The organism is Pseudonocardia sp. CA-107938, assembly GCF_050936315.1.
Taxonomy (GTDB): domain Bacteria; phylum Actinomycetota; class Actinomycetes; order Mycobacteriales; family Pseudonocardiaceae; genus Pseudonocardia.
The window spans coordinates 1,957,803-1,974,058 of the sequence record NZ_JBNJNA010000001.1 but is presented as its reverse complement, the minus strand read 5'-3'; the positions used below and the strand labels follow the sequence as shown (position 1 = coordinate 1,974,058).

Sequence of the window (16,256 nt, the reverse complement as noted above, 5' to 3'; positions counted from 1 at the left end):
GTGCTCGAAGTCAAGGCGGACAAGTCGGCGATCCCGGAGTCGGGTCTCACCATCGGTGACGCCGCCCGCCGCAGCGGCGTCAGCACCCACACCTTGCGCTACTACGAGCGGGCCGGGCTGGTCATCACGCCCGTCGACCGCAACCGAGCCGGGCGCCGCCGCTACCACGAGATCGACCTGCAGTGGATCAAGATCTGCACCCGGTTGCGCGCCACCGGGATGTCGATCGCGGAGATCCGACGCTACGCCGAGCTCGTCGCCGCAGGCAGGGGCAACGAGGAGGCCCGGCTGGACCTGCTCGAGTCGCACCGCGACCGGGTGCTCGCGGAGATCGCGGCGCTCCAGGAGAACCTGCAGGCGATCACGCACAAGATCGACGTCTACCGCGGGCGGCTCGTCGCGGGCGACGCCGATCGGCTGTGGGCGCCCACGCGCTAGTCGGCGCGGGTGGCCGCCTCGACGGTGTCGAAGATCGGGACGTCGGTCGGGCCACCGATCCGCAGGGCGACGGCCGTGATGCTGTCCGGGTCCACGACGACCCGCAGCCGCAGGCCGCGTCGGGCGCACGTGTCGGCCACGGCCCGCAGCAGATAGATGCCCTTGACGGAGAAGTGGCTGACGGGCGTCAGGTCGACGACGACCACGTCGGGTGGCGGGAGCGCCGACACGGCGTCCTGCACGGCCTCGACCGCCGCGCGTTCGGTGGCCAGGTCGATCACGCCGCGGAAGGTGAGCACGGCGGCCCGACCTCCGACCGTCGGCGTGACGGCGAACCAGGAGCGCGAGCTGTCCAGCACCACGACCTCTCCCGGATCCAGCGGCGAACCTCCTGATCGGACGATAGCGCCAGGAGGCCCGTCGGAGGAGACGGCAGATCAGGGATCAGCAGAAGGAGCAGGCACGCCGGATCCGGCAGGACAACGCCGGCAGCTCGATACGCACCCGACCAACGAAACTGCTGGTCAGGATGGTGGCCAGGGGCGGGGTCGAACCGCCGACCTACCGCTTTTCAGGCGGTCGCTCGTACCAACTGAGCTACCTGGCCCTTCCCGGAGAACCCGGGAGGTGGAGCGACCCAGACGGGACTCGAACCCGCGACCTTCGCCGTGACAGGGCGACGCGCTAACCAACTGCGCCACTGGGCCTTGCTCGTACTGCTACGGAAGACTACTCCGTACCCCCAACGGGATTCGAACCCGCGCTACCGCCTTGAAAGGGCGGCGTCCTAGGCCACTAGACGATGGGGGCATGGTCCGCCGGAGCGGGCCCGACCCCCCAACGGCTGTCCGTTGGGTGCCGCACCAGCATAGGACAACGCCGCGGCAGCCCTCGCAACCGGGGTCCGCCGCGGCGTCGTCGCAGGTCAGCGCAGGACAGGCGGAGGGAGGTCGGGATTGGCCGAGATGAGCCCGAGCATGTCGAGCAGCTCCCGGAGGTCCTCGGTGTCGCCCGAGTTGCGGGCCACCACCTTGCGGGCCTTGGTGAGCTGTTCGTCCGTGACGCGGTAGGCGTCGGCTGCGGTGCGCTGGGTCGGGATGCTGCCCCCCGATCCGGTGAGCCGCTCCTCGCCGATCTCTCGCCGAATACTTCCGATACCGCCCATCGACGCCTCCCCGACCAGTTGTCGACCGCCGTCCCCCGGCGGCCGTGACCGAGACGTTACATTTCGCGGAGCGTCGCCGCACCCCTCTTTGGTGGGCTTCCCTGAGACCTCGCTGTCACCCTCTGCAGCCTGCGCAACGACGGAACCCCCACCCGGTGTCGGCTCATCGGAACGGGAGGGGACCATGTACGGCGAACACCCCCGTTCCCGCACGTCAGAAGGGTCACCATGACCGTCGAGGCGCCGTTCCGCACCGAGATCGTCGTCACCGGACTGAGCTGCCAGCACTGTGTGATGTCGGTCACCGAGGAGATCTCCGAGATCGCCGGGGTCGACTCGGTCGACGTCGCGCTCAACGACCGTCCGAGCGGCAGTACGGTAACGATCCGGTCCGCCCGCGAGCTCGCGCACGACGAGATCGCGTCCGCCGTCACCGTCGCGGGGTACGCGCTCGCCTGAGCGGTCCGTAGGCTGCCGGCCATGCCCCCGCCGCATCCCGAGCCGCCGCGGCGTGCCCGCCACCGGCCCCCCGAACCGCAACGACGCACCCGCCAGCGGCCCCCGGAGCCGGACCCGTCCAGCCCGTTCGGCGACGCCGCCCCCGACGTCGAGCTCGACTCCTACCTGGCGGCGCTCGCCCCCAGCTCCGCAGGCGACGCCACCGAGTTGACCGGTCGCTTCGGCTCGGCGCAGGTCTTCGCCCTGCGCCTGCCCGAGCTGCGCATCGAGCAGCTGCGGCGGTTGGCCGCGGAACGCGGGGTCAGCCCCGGCGCGCTCGCCGTCGACTGGGTGATCGAGCGGCTCGACCGCGAGGACACCCCGACCGGCCCGCTCCCACCCCTCCCCGACGACGAGGAACCGCGCCGGCGCGGCCTGCGCAGGTTCGGGCGCCGCTGACCGCGGCGTACGGTCGGCGCCGTGTACGCCGTCGTGCTGACCTACACCGCCCCGCTGACCGAGATCGACGATCACGTGCCCGGTCACCGCGCGTGGCTGCGCGAGCAGTACGACGCCGGCCGGCTGCTGGTCTCGGGAGCGCGCACGCCGCGCACCGGCGGGTTCCTCCTCTTCGCCGCGATGCCGCGCCCCGAGCTGGACGCGGCGCTCGCCGAGGACCCGTTCGCCGTGAACGGGCTCGCGGACGCGGAGATCGTCGAGTTCCGGGCCACCAGCACGGTCGACGCGCTCGCGCAGTGGCGCGAGCCGGCCTGACGACCGTCCCGATACGGACGACTCGCCGTCCCGATACGGACAACTCGCCGTCCCCAAACGGACAACTCGCCGTCCCGAAACGGACGACTCGCCGGCACGGAATCCGCAACTCGCGGGCCCTCCCTCCCGCGAGTTGCGGAAACCGTGCCGGCGAGTCGTGGTTTCCGTGACGCCGGTTCAGTCGCCCGCCGCCACCACCGAGGTCGTGCGGTTGCCCAGGCACGGGCTCCCGGACAGGAGTGCGGGGTCGATCGCGGTGGCCATCGCGCGGTAGCCGGCGGCCGAGAGGTGCAGTCCGTCGCCGGCGTCGAAGGCGGGGGCGAGGCGGCGGGGGTCGGCCGGGTCGGCCACCGCTGCCGCGAAGTCGACGACGCCGTCGGCGTGCGCGCGGCCCTGCGAGCGGAGCCACCGGTTCACCGCCTCCCGGGCGGCGACGGCGGCGCGGGTGCCGTGCGGTCCGGCGGTCGTCGGCGTGATGGTGCTGAACAGCACCCGCTTCCCGGCGGCGTGCGCGCGGTCGGCGAACACCACCAGCCCGGCGACGACGTCGGCGGCAGAGCGACCGGCGGCCAGGTCGTTGGTGCCGATGTTGAGCAGGACGTCGGTGGCACCGGCCGCATCGTCGACGTCGGCGGCGAAGCGGGCCAGCGGCGAATCCACGTCCGCGGTGGGGTCGGCGGCGATCAACCGGTTGCCGGCGAGTCCGGCGTTGAGCACCGTCATCTCGGTCGACCCGCCGGCGGCCTCGAGGCGGCCGGCCAGCGCGTCGGGCCAGCGTTCGCCGGCCCCGACGGGCGAGCCGACCCCGTCGGTGATCGAGTCGCCGACCGCGACGACGGCGGCGACGGGCCGCTCGGCCCGCACGTCCAGGCCGGTGAGCACGAACCACGACGGGACGGGTTCGGCGACCCCGTCGACGGTGGGTGCCGTGGTGAGGTCGCGCCCCCGGGCGAGGTAGGAGGTCTGGAGGGCGACGGGATGCTCGGGCACGACGGCCGGGGCGGCGGTCACGTGCACGCTGATCGCGACCGGGTGCCCGGCGGCGACGTCGAGCGGGACGGGGTCGCTCGTCACCTCGGCTCCGGGAGCGACGGTCACCCCGCGCACGCCGGCGAACGCGACGTTCTGCGACGTGCCGGGCAGCACGCCGGCGGCGCCGTCGGAGCGGCCGGCGGCAGCGCTGCCGACGACCAGCGGGGTCGCGCCGAAGCGGTTGGACAGCCGGACCCGGACCTCGTTGCCGCCGGCTCCGGGGTGCACGACCATGCGCAGGGTGGCGCCGGTGAGGTCGACGGCGCCGGGCTGGACGCTGGCCTGCCACGCACGCACCCAGGACGGCCCGCACGGGTCGGCGGCCGGGGCGGCGACAGTGGTGGCGGGCCGCGGCGTGTCGGCGGCCGCGACGAGTCCGACCGCGCAGACGGCGGCCAACAGGCCGGCGAGGCCCCTCGGCCACCGGCGCCGCCGGGTCCGGACCGGTGCGGCGGGCGCGACGCGTTCGGCCCAGCGGGGTGCCGGCTCGAGCGTCCAGGCGACGCGCGGGACGAGACCGGTCGGGCGAGCGGGCAGTACCTCGGTCACCGGCGCGCCCCTTCAGGAACGCGCAGCGGGTCAACGGCATGTGCTCCACTCGTCACGTTGGGTGGAACGAGCTGGACCACCTGATCGTGAGTCTGACGATCGGGTGGAGCGGGTGACCGTCCGTGACCGGGATCGGCGCATCCGGGTCGCGAGCCGCGCCGAGCGGGCGTCGCGGCACTAGGGTCGGTGACCCGCGGGAGGAGGGAGCGACGGTGGGTGCCTACGACGAGGTGTTCCAGGCCAGCGTCGACGATCCGGAGGCGTTCTGGTTGCGGGCTGCGGAGGCGATCGACTGGCACGTCGCGCCTACCAGGGCGCTCGACGCGGCGAACCCGCCGTTCTACCGGTGGTTCCCCGACGGCGAGCTGAACGTGTGCCACAACGCCCTGGACCGGCACGTCGAGGCCGGTCGGGGTGGGCAGGCGGCGTTGGTCTACGACTCGCCGGTGACCGGCACGCAGCGCACCTACACCTATGCGCAGTTGCGCGACGAGGTGGCGGTGTTCGCCGGGGTGCTGGCCGGGTTGGGTGTCACGCGGGGTGACCGGGTGGTGATCTATCTGCCGATGGTGCCCGAGGCCGCGGTCGCGATGCTGGCGTGCGCGCGGATCGGGGCGGTGCACTCGGTGGTGTTCGGCGGGTTCGCGCCCAAGGAGCTGGCCGTGCGGATCGACGACGCGGCCCCGAAGGTGATCGTGTCGGCGTCGTGCGGCATCGAGGGCAAGCGGGTCATCGCCTACAAGCCGCTGCTGGACAAGGCGATCGAGCTGGCCGGGCACAAGCCGCAGCGGTGCGTGATCCTGCAGCGCCCGCAGGCGCAGGCCGCGATGGGCGAGCGCGACCTCGACTGGGCCGACGCGGTCGCCGGGGCGACGCCGGCCGATTGCGTGCCGGTCAAGGCCACCGATCCGCTGTATGTGCTCTACACCTCCGGGACCACCGGCAAGCCCAAGGGTGTGGTGCGCGACGGCGGCGGCTACGCGGTGGCACTGACCTGGTCGATGCCCAACGTGTACGACGTGACGGCCGGGGAGACGATGTTCACCGCGTCCGACGTCGGCTGGGTCGTCGGGCACTCCTACATCGTGTACGCGCCGCTGCTGGCCGGCGCCACCACGGTGCTGTACGAGGGCAAACCGGTCGGCACCCCGGACGCGGGGCAGTTCTGGCGGGTGGTGGCCGAGCACGGGGTGAAGAGCCTGTTCACCGCGCCGACGGCGTTCCGGGCGATCAAGAAGGAGGACCCGGACGGCGAGTACGCCCGCAAGTACGACCTGTCGTCGCTGCAGTACCTGTTCCTGGCCGGGGAGCGCCTGGACCCGGAGACCTACCGCTGGGCGTCGGAGCTGCTCGGCATCCCCGTGATCGACCACTGGTGGCAGACCGAGACCGGTTGGCCGATCGTGGCCAACCCGGCCGGGATCGAGCTGTTGCCGATCAAGGCCGGTTCCCCGACCGTGCCGCTGCCCGGCTGGGACGTGCAGATCCTCGACGCGAGCGGCGCGCCGGTCGAGCCCGGCACCGACGGCGCCATCGTGGTGAAGCTGCCGATGCCGCCGGGCGCCCTGCCCACCCTGTGGAACGACGACGAGCGGTTCGTCAGCTCGTACATGGCGGCGTTCGACGGCTACTACCTCACCGGCGACGGCGGCCGCATCGACGACGACGGCTACGTGTACGTGATGGGCCGCACCGACGACGTGATCAACGTGGCCGGGCACCGGCTGTCCACCGGCGGGATGGAGGAGGTGCTGGCCTCTCACCCCGACGTCGCCGAGTGCGCCGTCATCGGCGTGGCCGACCCGATGAAGGGGCAGGTCCCGCGCGGGTTCGTGGTGCTCAAGGCCGGCGTGCAGCGCGACGAGACCGAACTCGCCGCCGAGCTGGTGCAGATGGTGCGCGACCAGGTCGGCGCCGTCGCCTCGCTCAAGGACGTCGCCGTCGTCGCCGCGCTGCCCAAGACCCGCTCGGGCAAGATCCTGCGCAAGACCATGCGCGGCATCGCCGACGGCAACGACGAGCCGGTGCCCTCGACGATCGAGAGCGTGGACGTGCTGGACGCACTGCGGCCCGTGCTGCGCCGGGAAGGGTGAGCGCCCGTCCGACCACAGAGGACTATCGATCTCCACCGGCGGGTAACCCGCTGTCATGCGGATCGGTGCTGTGATCGTCGTGGTCTGGGTGCTCATCGGGGTCTTCGCCGCGTACCAGCGCGGCTACTTCAGCCGAGCGGACGAGTCGGTGTCGTGCGCGGAGCTGGGGACGGTCCTCGTCACCGCGATCGCGGGCCCGCTCAACTACGTCGGGGTCAACCCGAAGATCAACTGCGCGGTTCCGCAGCCCTCGCAGTGACTGGTGAGGGTCGCCTGAGTGCTGCCGACCACAGCACGGCGGAGCACCATGTGCCCATGAAGGTTGTGGTCGATTTCGATCTGTGCGAGTCCAACGCGGTCTGCATGGGCATCGCCCCCGAGGTGTTCGAGGTGCGGGACGACGACTTCCTGTACATCCTCGACGAGAACCCGCCGGAGTCGCTGCGCCCCAAGCTGGAGGAGGCCGTGCGTTCCTGCCCGCGCGCGGCGATCAGCCTGCAGGGCTGACTCCGGTCAGCGATGGTCCAACCGGGCGATGGCTTGCGGATCGCCCACGGATCACCGCCGACCTCATCATCCTGATCCGCATGGCTGCGGTCAGGACACCGAAGTGGCGGCGTTCGATCATCAGTGCGGCCGCAGCGCTGGCGGCCACCCTTGTGGCACCGAGCGCTGCGCTGGCGTAGCCACCCCCGGGTTTCCTCGTCCGACCGGTGTTCAACAACTGCCCTCCGGACACCATGGCGTATCCGAACCAGCGGTTTCCTAGCGCGCCAGCCGTCTACGCGTGCCAGTTCGTGATCAACGACAACGGGAACAAGGGCAACCCGATCATCGTGCGTCTCGGCCGTCCAGGATCGCTGGGTTCGGGCGCCTTCGGGCTCGTCCACTTCACGACCGACCACAACCTGTCCGACGACGCAGTGGCCACTGTGATTGCCAACAACGCAGCACCCCAGCGACGCAGCTTCGACAATCGCTGGCTCTATGGCCTGACCGCACGACTCGGCGACTACTCGCTCGTGACCATCGAGGTGGTCGTGGATCCCTCGCCGAGTGTCGACGGCCAGCCCTTCGGCGTTGTCACGGCCTACTGCCTGGGCCCGACGCGGTGCCCGGACGGCATCGACCAGGCAATGGCCATCCGGGTCGCGAACTGATCAGGAACACTGAGGCGTACGTCCCCTTGGCCGCGAAAGGGCTCACATCATGGATCAGGCATCCGTGGCGAAGCTGGCAACGCAGATCGTGCGGGCGTGGACCCGTGGGCCAGCGGACTCGGTCGCTCCACCCCAGGACGACGATCCCGAGGATGGCGCTGTCGACTTCGCGGCCTACAACCCCTTGGGCGGCTCGACCGAATCCCGATCGATCCCGGCGCCCTTCGACCTCGTCGGCGCCATCGCACTGGAATGTCAACTCTTCGTGGCCGTGTCGCCGGCTGGGGCACCGCAGCGACGGCTGATCCACCACTTCGACATGACCGGCGTCCCGACGGATCTGCAAGCGAGCACCAACTCGGTGCTCGAGGCTCTGTACGCAGTTGCACGGATGCCCCCCGACGAAGTGCGTGCCGCCTCCGTCGAGTTGGCTGCGGGGATCGATCTCGTCCCGGTTGCGATGTTGAACCGACCGTCGGTTGCCTGACCCGGCCGCAGCGCCGAGTATCACGGGATGTCGTCCGTCTGGCACACCCCCCTGACCCCGCTGAGCTTCCTCGGACGCTCTGCCGACGTCTTCGCCTCCAAGACCGCGATCGTCTACGGGGAGCGCCGGACGACGTACGCCGAGTTCGCCGCCGAGGTGCAGCAGGTGGCGAAGGGGCTGCGCGGTTCGGGGATCGAGCCGGGCGACCGCGTGGCCTACCTGCTGCCGAACGTGCCGGAGATGCTGGTGGCGCACTTCGCGGTGCCGCTCGCCGGCGCGGTGCTCGTCGCGATCAACACGCGGCTGTCGACGGAGGAGGTGCGCTACATCCTCGACCACTCCGGCGCGAAGCTGCTGGTGGTGGACGCCGCGCTGTACCCGACGGTGGGGCCGGTCGCGAGTGGCCTGAAGACCGTCGAGGAGATCATCACGGTGCTCGACCCGGCGAGCCCGGGCGACGGCGTCGGCAGCGGGGTGCGCTACGGCGACCTCCTGGCCAGGGGTTCCGGTGACGAGTCGGTGCTGCCGTGGGCCGTCGACGACGAGGACGCCACGATCTCGATCAACTACACGTCCGGCACGACGGGCCGGCCGAAGGGCGTGCAGTACAGCCACCGGGGCGCGCACCTGAACTCGTACGGCGAGATCGTCCACTCCGGGCACACGCCGGACTCGGTGTACCTGTGGACGCTGCCGATGTTCCACTGCAACGGCTGGTGCACGCCGTGGGCGGTGACGGCGATCGGCGGCACGCACGTGTGCCTGCGCGAGGTGCGCAGCGAGGTGATCTGGCGGCTCATCGACGAGGAGGGCGTCACGCACCTCAACGGCGCCCCGACCGTCGTGACGACGGTGGTGCGCGCCCCGGAGGCGCGGAAGCTGAACCGGCCGCTGGTGATCACCACCGCGGGGGCGCCGCCGAGCCCGACGACGATCCGCGCCGCAGAGGACATGGGTTTCCGCATCGTGCACGTCTACGGGCTCACCGAGACCTACGGCCCGTACTCGGTGAACGAGTACCAGCGCGCGTGGGACGACCTCGACCCGGAGGAGCGCGCGAAGCACCAGGCCCGCCAGGGCGTCGGGATGGTGTGCGCCGACCGCCTCCGCGTGGTCGACGAGCAGATGCAGGACGTGCCCGCCGACGGCGCCACCATGGGCGAGATCGTGATGCGCGGCAACAACGTCATGAAGGGCTACTTCGACGACCCGGAGGGCACCGAGAAGGCGTTCGCCGGCGGCTGGTTCCACTCGGGCGACCTCGGGGTGATGCATCCCGACGGCTACGTCGAGCTGCGCGACCGCGCCAAGGACGTGGTGATCTCGGGCGGGGAGAACATCTCCACCGTCGAGGTCGAGCAGGCCATCATGAGCCACCCCGCGGTGCTGGAGGTGGCGGTGATCGGCGTGCCCGACGAGCGGTTCGGCGAGCGCCCGAAGGCGTTCGTCGTGCTCGCCCCGGGCGAGTCCGCGACCGAGGAGGACGTGATCGAGCACGTCCGGTCGCGGATCGCCCGGTACAAGGCGCCGAAGGCCGTCGCGTTCGTGGCGGAGCTGCCGAAGACCTCGACGGGCAAGGTGCAGAAGTTCGAGCTGCGCGAGCAGGAGTGGCAGGGCGAGGCCAGCCGCATCCGCGGCTGACCGCTCAGGCGGATTCCGCGGCCGGTGCCGACGCGTTGCTGCCCAGCCTGCGCACGTACCAGACCGTCCAGCCGATGAGCAGCACGAACGCCCCGACGAGCATCAGCTCGGAGATCAGGTACCCGATGTCGATCGGCAGCAGGTAGACCACCGGGATCCGCAGGATCGCCTCCGCCAGCAGCCCGGTCCCCCACACGGCCGAGATGAGCCGGTGAGCCCGTCGCGCGGCCGGCTCGGTGCGGAACTCCTCGGCGATCTCGGCGGCGCGGGCCGGCTGGAAGCTCTGCGACGCCGCCAGGGTGAGCGGGCGCCTGCCGATGACGGCCGTGACCAGGAACACCGCACCGATCGACGCGGTGATCAGCGAACTCTTCAGCAGCAGGACCCGCTCGTCACCCGTGACAAGCGCGAGCACCAGCCCGAGCCCGTACACGAGCAGCATCACGGTGGCGAACTGGTTCACCTCGCGCTGCGCGACGACCCCCCACACGATCCGCGCGGCGGCGACGCCGGTGGCCGCCAGTAGCGCGACCCACTCCGACGCCCCGGCGGCCCGCAGCACGTAGTAGGTGATGATCGGCAGGCCGACGTCGATCAGCAGTCCGCGCACCATGGCGCGCATGCCGCCGGCGCGGGTGTCTGCTTCGTTCGGTTCTGACCGGTTCACTGTTCCCCCAGCTCGGCGTCGTCGATCCAGGAACCATGGAACCCTGCCGGGACGCCGCGCGGAAGCGTCACGGCCGCAACGGGCGCACCGCCGACGTCGGTGGCGTCGAGCACGAGCAGCTGCGACGCGGACGCGTCGCGCCGGGTGGTGATGGTCAGCAGCCACCCGTCGTCCTCGGCCCGACCCGGAGCCGACGACGGCACGAACACGGCCTCCCCGCCGATCGTGTCGGTGCCCAGGTCGTGGACCGCGACCGAGCCGTGGTCCGCGTCGAACTTGACGATGGCGGAGCGGCCGGGCGTCTGCGAGACCGCGTACCGGTAGCGGGCCTCGCGGCCGACGCGGTCGTCGTCGACGGTCGGGAACTCGACGGGGCGCTCGTCCAGGACGCTCTCGAAGACCGATCCCGTGGCCGGGTCGAGCACCCAGCGGTGCAGCCGGGCAGCGCCGGTGGCTGCGGCTCCGGCGGCCGGACCGGCGGCGTCGGTGGGGCCGTCGTCGCCCTCCCACATCGCGACGACGTCGGCGGGGGCGTAGCGGGCGCCGTCGAGCACGACCCGGCCCTGCGCGTCGGTGTGCGCGTTGCCGACGTGGAAGACGTAGCAGGGGTCCACGTCGAACCACGTGACCCGGCCGGGCGTGGCGAGCGGCATGACGCCGATGCGGGCGCCGTAGCCCTCGTCCCAGCTGAAGGGCATGCCCCGGCGGCCGGCGAGCTCCATCCGGAAGGTGATCGGCAGGTCGAGGAAGACGGCGTGCCGGTCGGTGATGGCGAAGTCGTGCATCATCGTCGGGCCCGGGACCTCGATCTCGGCGCTCGTGACGAGCTGCCCCTGCGCGTCGACGCGGTGGTAGGTGACGAAGGGCGGCGCGAAGCCGTAGCCGAAGAAGTGCAGGTCGCCGGTGACGGGGTCGATCTTCGGGTGGGCGGTCATCGCGGTGGTGAGCCGGCCCTCGAAGTCGCAGGTGCCGATCGTGTCGAGCTCGGGCGTGACCAGGTGCGGGAAGCTCGACTCGACCAGCGCCATGATCCGTCCGGCGTGCGGGACGACGTGGGTGTTGGCGACACCGACCGAGTAGTCGATGGCACCGGTCTCGGGATTGACCATCTGCTTGCCGGCGAGCGCCTTGGTGCGCACCCAGCGGTTGCGGTACCACTCCGCGCGACCCTCGCGCAGGCGGATGCCGTGCAGCATGCCGTGGCCGACGAACCAGTGCGGCGTGACCTCGCCGGGCAGCGGGTTGGGGCCGTTGCGGAAGTAGCGCCCGGTCAGCTCCGCCGGGATGGCGCCCTCGACGGGCAGGTCGGTGGCGGTGATCTCGTCCGGGACGGGGGCGAGGTGGCCCCTCAGGTGGGCGGGCAGCTCGGTCGTCGTCATGGCACGAGCGTGGCGCCGAACCAGCTACATGTCAAGTCTTACATGTCGAGATTTTCATGTAAGATCGGCACATGTCACTGCCCCATGCCCTGCTCGGCCTGCTGATCGTCCAGCCGCGCAGCGGCTACGAGCTCACCAAGGAGTTCGAGGGCCACCTCGGCCGGCACGCCTGGGCGGCCGGGCACACGAGCATCTACCCCGAGCTCAACCGCATGGCCGATGCCGGGCTCGTCGAGGTCACGCACGAGGGCGCCCGGGGCAGCCGCTACTACGCCGCCACCGACGCCGGGCGCGCCGAGCTGCGGCGCTGGATGTTCGAGCGCGACCGCACCCGCAAGGTGCGCAACGAAGAGGTCCTGCGGATGTTCCTCATCTCCGCCCTCGAACCCGAGGACGCGATCGCCTACCTGCGCGGCGTCGCCGAGTTCACCGGCGACCAGGCCGCGCAGCTGGCGGAGGTGATCGCCACCCTCGAGGCGCAATGCGGCCCCATCGAGTTCGGCGCCCTCGCCGCCGAGTACGGCCGCCGCCAGTACGAGGCCGTGCACGGCTGGGCCGAATGGGCCATCGAGCAGATCTCGGCTCAGACCACCAGCCGTTCCAGCAGCTCCACGGCGTCGTAGGGGGCACGCACCTTCGCGTCGTTGTCGAAGTAGACGAACGCGTCTGTTCCCCACGAGCGGATCCGCGCCGCCCACTCGTCCAGCGCCTCGGCGGTGTAGCCGCCCACGTACAGCTCGCCCTGCCCGTGCAGCCGCACGTAGTCGAAGTCGGTCGTGCGCTGGTCGAACACCGGCCAGGTGCCGGCCGAGTCGCTGACGACGAGCGCGACGCCGTGCTCGGTCAGCTGCCGGACGAACGCCGGGTCGCGGAACGACTCGTTGCGCGCCTCGATCGCGTGCCGCAGCGGCCGCTCGGCGTCGGTCTCGGTGAGCGCGCGCCCGTCCAGCCGCTCGTCGTGCCGGGCCGCCAACGCCGCGGCCGCCGTCGTCGAGCGGGGCAGCAGCTCCAGGAACGCACCGACGCGGTCCCCGTCGTAGCGCATGCGCGGCGGCAACTGCCACAGCACGGGCCCGAGCTTCGGCCCCAGCGCGAGCACCCCGGACGCGAAGAAGTTCGCGAGCGGCGCCTCGACGTCGCGCAGCTGCTTGAGGTGGGTGACGAACCGGCCGCCCTTCACGGCGAACACGAACCCGTCAGGTGTCTCCGCGGCCCATGTGCGGTAGCTCTCCGGCCGCTGCAACGAGTAGAACGAGCCGTTGATCTCGATGCTCGTGACCTGGCGCGACAGGTACTCCAGCTCCCGCCGCTGGGCGAGCCCCTCCGGGTAGAACGTGCGCCGCCACGGCGGGTACCTCCACCCCGACGTCCCCACCACCACGCGAGCCACGCGGGCGATGATCCTCCGCGGCGGGCAGGATGTCCGCGTGGAACTCTCCCGTGCCGTGGGCACCGTGCTCGACTGGCCCGTCGACCACGTCGGAGCGGCGCTCGTCCGTGTCGGCGGCCCCGCGGTGACCTCCGGCGACATCGACCGCGAGTTCCCGCTGGCCTCCGTCACCAAGCTGCTCACCGCGTACGCCGTGCTCGTCGCCGTCGAGGAAGGGGCGGTGGAGTGGAGCGAGCCGGCGGGACCGGCCGGGTCGACCGTCCGGCACCTGGCCGCGCACGCGTCCGGCCTCTCGTTCTCCGACGGCGTCGAGCAGGCGAAGCCGGGCAGCAGACGGATCTACTCCAACGCCGGCTTCGAGGTGCTCGCCGACACCGTCGCGGCGAACGCCGGCATGCCGTTCGCGCAGTACCTGCACGAGGCCGTGCTGGCGCCGCTCGCCATGGCGCACACCCGGCTCGACGGGTCGCCCGCCGCCGGGGCGGTGGCCACCGTCGCCGACCTCGTCCTGTTCGCGCGCGAGCTGCAGGCGCCGACGCTCGTGCACCCCGAGACGCTGCGCGAGGCCACGACCGTCGCCTTCCCCGGGCTCGACGGGGTGCTCCCGGGCTTCGGCCGCCAGAAGCCGAACGACTGGGGGCTGGGCTTCGAGATCCGCGACGGCAAGAGCCCGCACTGGACGGGTGCGGCGAGCTCGCCGCGCACGTTCGGGCACTTCGGGCAGAGTGGCACGTTCCTGTGGGTGGACCCGGACGCACAGGCAGCGGCCGTGGTCCTGACCGACCGGGACTTCAGTGACTGGGCGGTGCAGGCCTGGCCACGGTGGACCGACGCGGTGCTCGCCGCCCTGTAGGCGATCTGTCGACCCGGGTCGTCAGTCGTTCAGGATGCGCTTCGTCTCGCGGTAGAGGCGCTCGGCGTCCTCCACGTCGGCAGCGGTGGGAGTGCGGTCCTGCCTCGTGGCTGCCTTGTAGAACGACAGCTCCTGTGCGGGCGGGTGCTCGATCAGGTCGACGATCGGCAGGACGGCTTTCGCTGCCGGCTTCGCGGAGAGCGCGCCCAGCGCGCTGATGACGATCCTGACCGGCTTGGCGAACTCGCCCGCGAAGCTCGACCTCACGTAGACCGGGTTGACCATCACGTACTTGATCCTGCCCAGGCCGTGCTCGCGCGCGAAGCCGACGGCGAGCAGCTCGTTGGCCCTGCGGGTCTGTGCCCACACTTTCGTCCCGACGTGCTTCGCGGTGAACTGGAGGTCGTCCCAGTTCATGGCACTGGCGCCCGCGCCGACGACGGCGAGGTTGACGATGACCGGCGCCTCGGCGTCCCGCATCAGCGGCGCGATCCCGGTACTGAGCAGGAACCGGCTCAGGTAGGCGAGCGCGAACGAGGACTCGAAGCCCTCGCTGGTCACGAACCGCTTCATCCGCAGGTACGCGGCGCACAGCACCAGCGCGTCGACGTGGCCGAGCCGGTCGGCGACCTCGCCGATGATCCGCCGGTTCTCCGACACCAGCGACAGGTCGGCCCCGAGGAAGTGGAAGCGGTCGCTCGCGGCCGCCTCGCGTCCCGGCTGGGCGCCCTTCTCCGCGCTCCGGCCGATGACGACGACCCGGTCGCCCGCCCGCAGGTGGTGCAGCGCGAGCGCACGACCGATCCCGTCCGTGCCACCTGAGATGACGATGTTCCGCATGCTTCCCCCTCTAACCGGAGCACATGCTCCGCTACCTCATCGAGGGTAGCAGAAGCGGAGCATGTGCTCCGCAACGTCTAAGCTGGGTGCGTGGCCACCCGTCCGGAACCGCCCAGGCGCCAGCGGCGCGACGCGGCGAGCAACCGCAGGCAGATCCTCGAGACCTCGGCGGCCGTCTTCGCCGAACGCGGGCTCTCCGTGGACGTGCGGGAGATCGCCCGCCGCGCCGGTGTCGGCATGGGGACGCTGTACCGGCACTTCCCCACGAAGGACCGCCTGCTCGACGCGGTGCTGGAGGACGACTTCACCGCCTGGGCGGCGGCGGTCGACCAGGCCGCGACGACGTCCGATCCGTGGCAGGGCCTCTGCCGGTTCATGGAGGACTCGCTGGCGCTTCTCGCCAAGCACCGCGCGTTGCTGGACGGGCTGAGCAACCCGCTGATCAGCACGCCCGGCATCGTCGCGTGCCGGGAGGCCGTCGGCCCGGTCATGACCCGCATCGTCGAGCGGGCCAAGCAGGCAGGTGCCGCGCGTGCCGACGTCAGCGTCGACGACGTGTCGTTGCTGCTCATGGGTCTCGGCCGGATCATCCAGCTCACCGAGGAGGAGACGCCCGGCACCTGGCGGCACCAGCTCGCCGTCGTGCTCGACGGGCTGCGCGCTCGCGGGTGAGGCCGCGCGGGAATGTTCTGCGCACCCCGTCCGTTGTGCAGGTCGTTCGGGTCGGGCGATCCGTGTCCCCGGGTCTCAACCATCGCCGCCTACGGGTGTGCCACGCGCCGAGAGGCGACCGGCGCCCGGCTCGGACGCCGTTCCCGGGAATGTTCCGGGGGCGGTGCACGTTGGAAAGAGCGTCCGAGCCGGGCGATCCGTGTCCCCGGGTCTCAACCACTGCCGCCTACGGGTGCGCCACGCGCCGAGAGGCGACCGGCGCCCGGCTCGGACCCTTCCACCACCCACTCAGACCTGCCGGGCCTCGCGGTGCTTCCCGCCACCGCCACTCCCGGCTGCCTGGCGGCGCCGTCCCCCCGGCGCCGCCCCACCACGTTCCGGAGGCACAGGATGAAGGGCGATCGCGTCGAGATCGTCGTCGACTCGGGCAGCGGCACGACCCGCACGTACGAGATCGAGGCGACGCGGGCCGGTCGCCGCGTCGAGATCGCCCACACTCGGGGCACGATCACGGTCGCCGAGGTCACCCGCGGCGGATCTCCGGTCCGCACAGCCCAGTTCCTCGCCGGACGCGTCATCGCGCTGGTCGAACACCCGGCGTCGGAAAATCCGGTCGCCGACGAGGTGCTGCCCGCCCTACGCTCGGACTCGTAGTCGAGCACAGGCAGACTGTTTCTC

The 16,256-nt window shown here is 71.6% G+C and carries 21 protein-coding genes and 3 tRNA genes; 14 read left to right on the top strand and 10 right to left on the bottom strand.

The annotated features are described in order from the left end of the window. Nucleotides 1-438 (top strand): MerR family transcriptional regulator, encoded by a 438-nt coding sequence (locus ACQEVB_RS09800; protein ID WP_432967798.1) that lies wholly within the window; start codon nt 1-3, stop codon nt 436-438. On the opposite strand, the gene ACQEVB_RS09795 is transcribed toward ACQEVB_RS09800, so the two are convergent. The 5 genes from ACQEVB_RS09795 to ACQEVB_RS09775 form a co-directional block, all read right to left on the bottom strand. Beyond that, entirely contained in the window at nt 435-800 is a 366-nt protein-coding gene (locus ACQEVB_RS09795; protein WP_432967795.1) for an STAS domain-containing protein, read from the bottom strand. The two genes, ACQEVB_RS09800 and ACQEVB_RS09795, sit on opposite strands and share 4 nt — an antisense overlap. A 168-nt stretch (nt 801-968) precedes the next feature. Continuing rightward, a tRNA-Phe gene (locus ACQEVB_RS09790) sits at nt 969-1,045 on the bottom strand. Nucleotides 1,046-1,071: 26 nt separating this feature from the next. Beyond that, a tRNA-Asp gene (locus ACQEVB_RS09785) sits at nt 1,072-1,145 on the bottom strand. Nucleotides 1,146-1,175: 30 nt separating this feature from the next. Beyond that, nucleotides 1,176-1,248, bottom strand: a tRNA-Glu gene (locus ACQEVB_RS09780). Nucleotides 1,249-1,363: 115 nt separating this feature from the next. After that, nucleotides 1,364-1,603, bottom strand: coding sequence for a hypothetical protein (locus ACQEVB_RS09775; protein ID WP_432967792.1), 240 nt, complete (start codon nt 1,601-1,603; stop codon nt 1,364-1,366). Between the two features lie 228 nt (nt 1,604-1,831). Here ACQEVB_RS09775 and ACQEVB_RS09770 point away from each other — a divergent pair, with 228 nt between their 5' ends. From ACQEVB_RS09770 to ACQEVB_RS09760, 3 genes are read left to right on the top strand one after another with little or no spacing between them, the layout of a single operon-like run. After that, entirely contained in the window at nt 1,832-2,062 is a 231-nt protein-coding gene (locus tag ACQEVB_RS09770) for a heavy-metal-associated domain-containing protein (protein WP_432967789.1), read from the top strand. A gap of 21 nt (nt 2,063-2,083) precedes the next feature. Then, a complete protein-coding gene (locus ACQEVB_RS09765; protein WP_432967786.1) occupies nt 2,084-2,500 on the top strand; it encodes a hypothetical protein in 417 nt (138 codons plus the stop codon). Between the two features lie 21 nt (nt 2,501-2,521). After that, a complete protein-coding gene (locus ACQEVB_RS09760; protein ID WP_432967783.1) occupies nt 2,522-2,815 on the top strand; it encodes a YciI family protein in 294 nt (97 codons plus the stop codon). A gap of 177 nt (nt 2,816-2,992) precedes the next feature. Here ACQEVB_RS09760 and ACQEVB_RS09755 read toward each other — a convergent pair whose 3' ends face one another. Continuing rightward, nucleotides 2,993-4,396 carry a GDSL-type esterase/lipase family protein gene (locus tag ACQEVB_RS09755; RefSeq protein WP_432967780.1) on the bottom strand — a complete coding sequence of 468 codons (1,404 nt, stop codon included), beginning with the start codon at nt 4,394-4,396 and terminating at the stop codon, nt 2,993-2,995. A 212-nt stretch (nt 4,397-4,608) separates the two neighbouring features. On the opposite strand from ACQEVB_RS09755, the gene ACQEVB_RS09750 reads away from it, so the two are divergent. The 6 genes from ACQEVB_RS09750 (at nt 4,609) to ACQEVB_RS09725 (ending at nt 9,777) form a co-directional block, all read left to right on the top strand. Next, on the top strand, nt 4,609-6,489 hold the full coding sequence (locus ACQEVB_RS09750; RefSeq protein WP_432967777.1) for a propionyl-CoA synthetase: 1,881 nt from the start codon (nt 4,609-4,611) through the stop codon (nt 6,487-6,489). A 55-nt stretch (nt 6,490-6,544) separates the two neighbouring features. Continuing rightward, on the top strand, nt 6,545-6,748 hold the full coding sequence (locus ACQEVB_RS09745; protein WP_432967774.1) for a hypothetical protein: 204 nt from the start codon (nt 6,545-6,547) through the stop codon (nt 6,746-6,748). 56 nt (nt 6,749-6,804) lie between these two features. Further along, nucleotides 6,805-6,996, top strand: a complete 192-nt coding sequence (locus ACQEVB_RS09740) for a ferredoxin (protein ID WP_432967771.1) — start codon at nt 6,805-6,807, stop codon at nt 6,994-6,996. Nucleotides 6,997-7,286: 290 nt separating this feature from the next. Beyond that, nucleotides 7,287-7,649, top strand: coding sequence for a hypothetical protein (locus tag ACQEVB_RS09735; RefSeq protein ID WP_432967768.1), 363 nt, complete (start codon nt 7,287-7,289; stop codon nt 7,647-7,649). A gap of 49 nt (nt 7,650-7,698) precedes the next feature. Further along, nucleotides 7,699-8,136 (top strand): hypothetical protein, encoded by a 438-nt coding sequence (locus ACQEVB_RS09730; RefSeq protein WP_432967765.1) that lies wholly within the window; start codon nt 7,699-7,701, stop codon nt 8,134-8,136. A gap of 27 nt (nt 8,137-8,163) precedes the next feature. Continuing rightward, nucleotides 8,164-9,777 (top strand): acyl--CoA ligase family protein, encoded by a 1,614-nt coding sequence (locus ACQEVB_RS09725; RefSeq protein ID WP_432967763.1) that lies wholly within the window; start codon nt 8,164-8,166, stop codon nt 9,775-9,777. Between the two features lie 4 nt (nt 9,778-9,781). On the opposite strand, the gene ACQEVB_RS09720 is transcribed toward ACQEVB_RS09725, so the two are convergent. Then, the gene (locus ACQEVB_RS09720) at nt 9,782-10,444 is read right to left on the bottom strand and encodes a VC0807 family protein (RefSeq protein ID WP_432967760.1); all 663 of its coding nucleotides are present in this window, start codon (nt 10,442-10,444) and stop codon (nt 9,782-9,784) included. After that, nucleotides 10,441-11,823, bottom strand: coding sequence for a carotenoid oxygenase family protein (locus ACQEVB_RS09715; protein ID WP_432967757.1), 1,383 nt, complete (start codon nt 11,821-11,823; stop codon nt 10,441-10,443). The genes ACQEVB_RS09720 and ACQEVB_RS09715 overlap by 4 nt, the downstream gene beginning before the upstream one ends. Before the next feature lie 71 nt (nt 11,824-11,894). On the opposite strand from ACQEVB_RS09715, the gene ACQEVB_RS09710 reads away from it, so the two are divergent. After that, on the top strand, nt 11,895-12,446 hold the full coding sequence (locus ACQEVB_RS09710; RefSeq protein WP_432967754.1) for a PadR family transcriptional regulator: 552 nt from the start codon (nt 11,895-11,897) through the stop codon (nt 12,444-12,446). On the opposite strand, the gene ACQEVB_RS09705 is transcribed toward ACQEVB_RS09710, so the two are convergent. Then, nucleotides 12,407-13,222: a DUF72 domain-containing protein gene (locus ACQEVB_RS09705; protein WP_432980265.1), complete on the bottom strand. Its 816-nt coding sequence runs from the start codon at nt 13,220-13,222 to the stop codon at nt 12,407-12,409. The two genes, ACQEVB_RS09710 and ACQEVB_RS09705, sit on opposite strands and share 40 nt — an antisense overlap. 28 nt (nt 13,223-13,250) lie before the next feature. Here ACQEVB_RS09705 and ACQEVB_RS09700 point away from each other — a divergent pair, with 28 nt between their 5' ends. Then, nucleotides 13,251-14,066, top strand: a complete 816-nt coding sequence (locus tag ACQEVB_RS09700; protein WP_432967751.1) for a serine hydrolase domain-containing protein — start codon at nt 13,251-13,253, stop codon at nt 14,064-14,066. Nucleotides 14,067-14,087: 21 nt separating this feature from the next. Here ACQEVB_RS09700 and ACQEVB_RS09695 read toward each other — a convergent pair whose 3' ends face one another. Continuing rightward, nucleotides 14,088-14,906: an SDR family NAD(P)-dependent oxidoreductase gene (locus tag ACQEVB_RS09695; protein WP_432967748.1), complete on the bottom strand. Its 819-nt coding sequence runs from the start codon at nt 14,904-14,906 to the stop codon at nt 14,088-14,090. A gap of 90 nt (nt 14,907-14,996) precedes the next feature. On the opposite strand from ACQEVB_RS09695, the gene ACQEVB_RS09690 reads away from it, so the two are divergent. Together ACQEVB_RS09690 and ACQEVB_RS09685 are read left to right on the top strand one after the other, a co-directional pair. Next, nucleotides 14,997-15,578 carry a TetR/AcrR family transcriptional regulator gene (locus ACQEVB_RS09690; protein WP_432967745.1) on the top strand — a complete coding sequence of 194 codons (582 nt, stop codon included), beginning with the start codon at nt 14,997-14,999 and terminating at the stop codon, nt 15,576-15,578. Between the two features lie 390 nt (nt 15,579-15,968). Further along, a complete protein-coding gene (locus ACQEVB_RS09685; RefSeq protein ID WP_432967742.1) occupies nt 15,969-16,232 on the top strand; it encodes a hypothetical protein in 264 nt (87 codons plus the stop codon). The last annotated feature ends 24 nt before the right edge of the window (nt 16,233-16,256 follow it).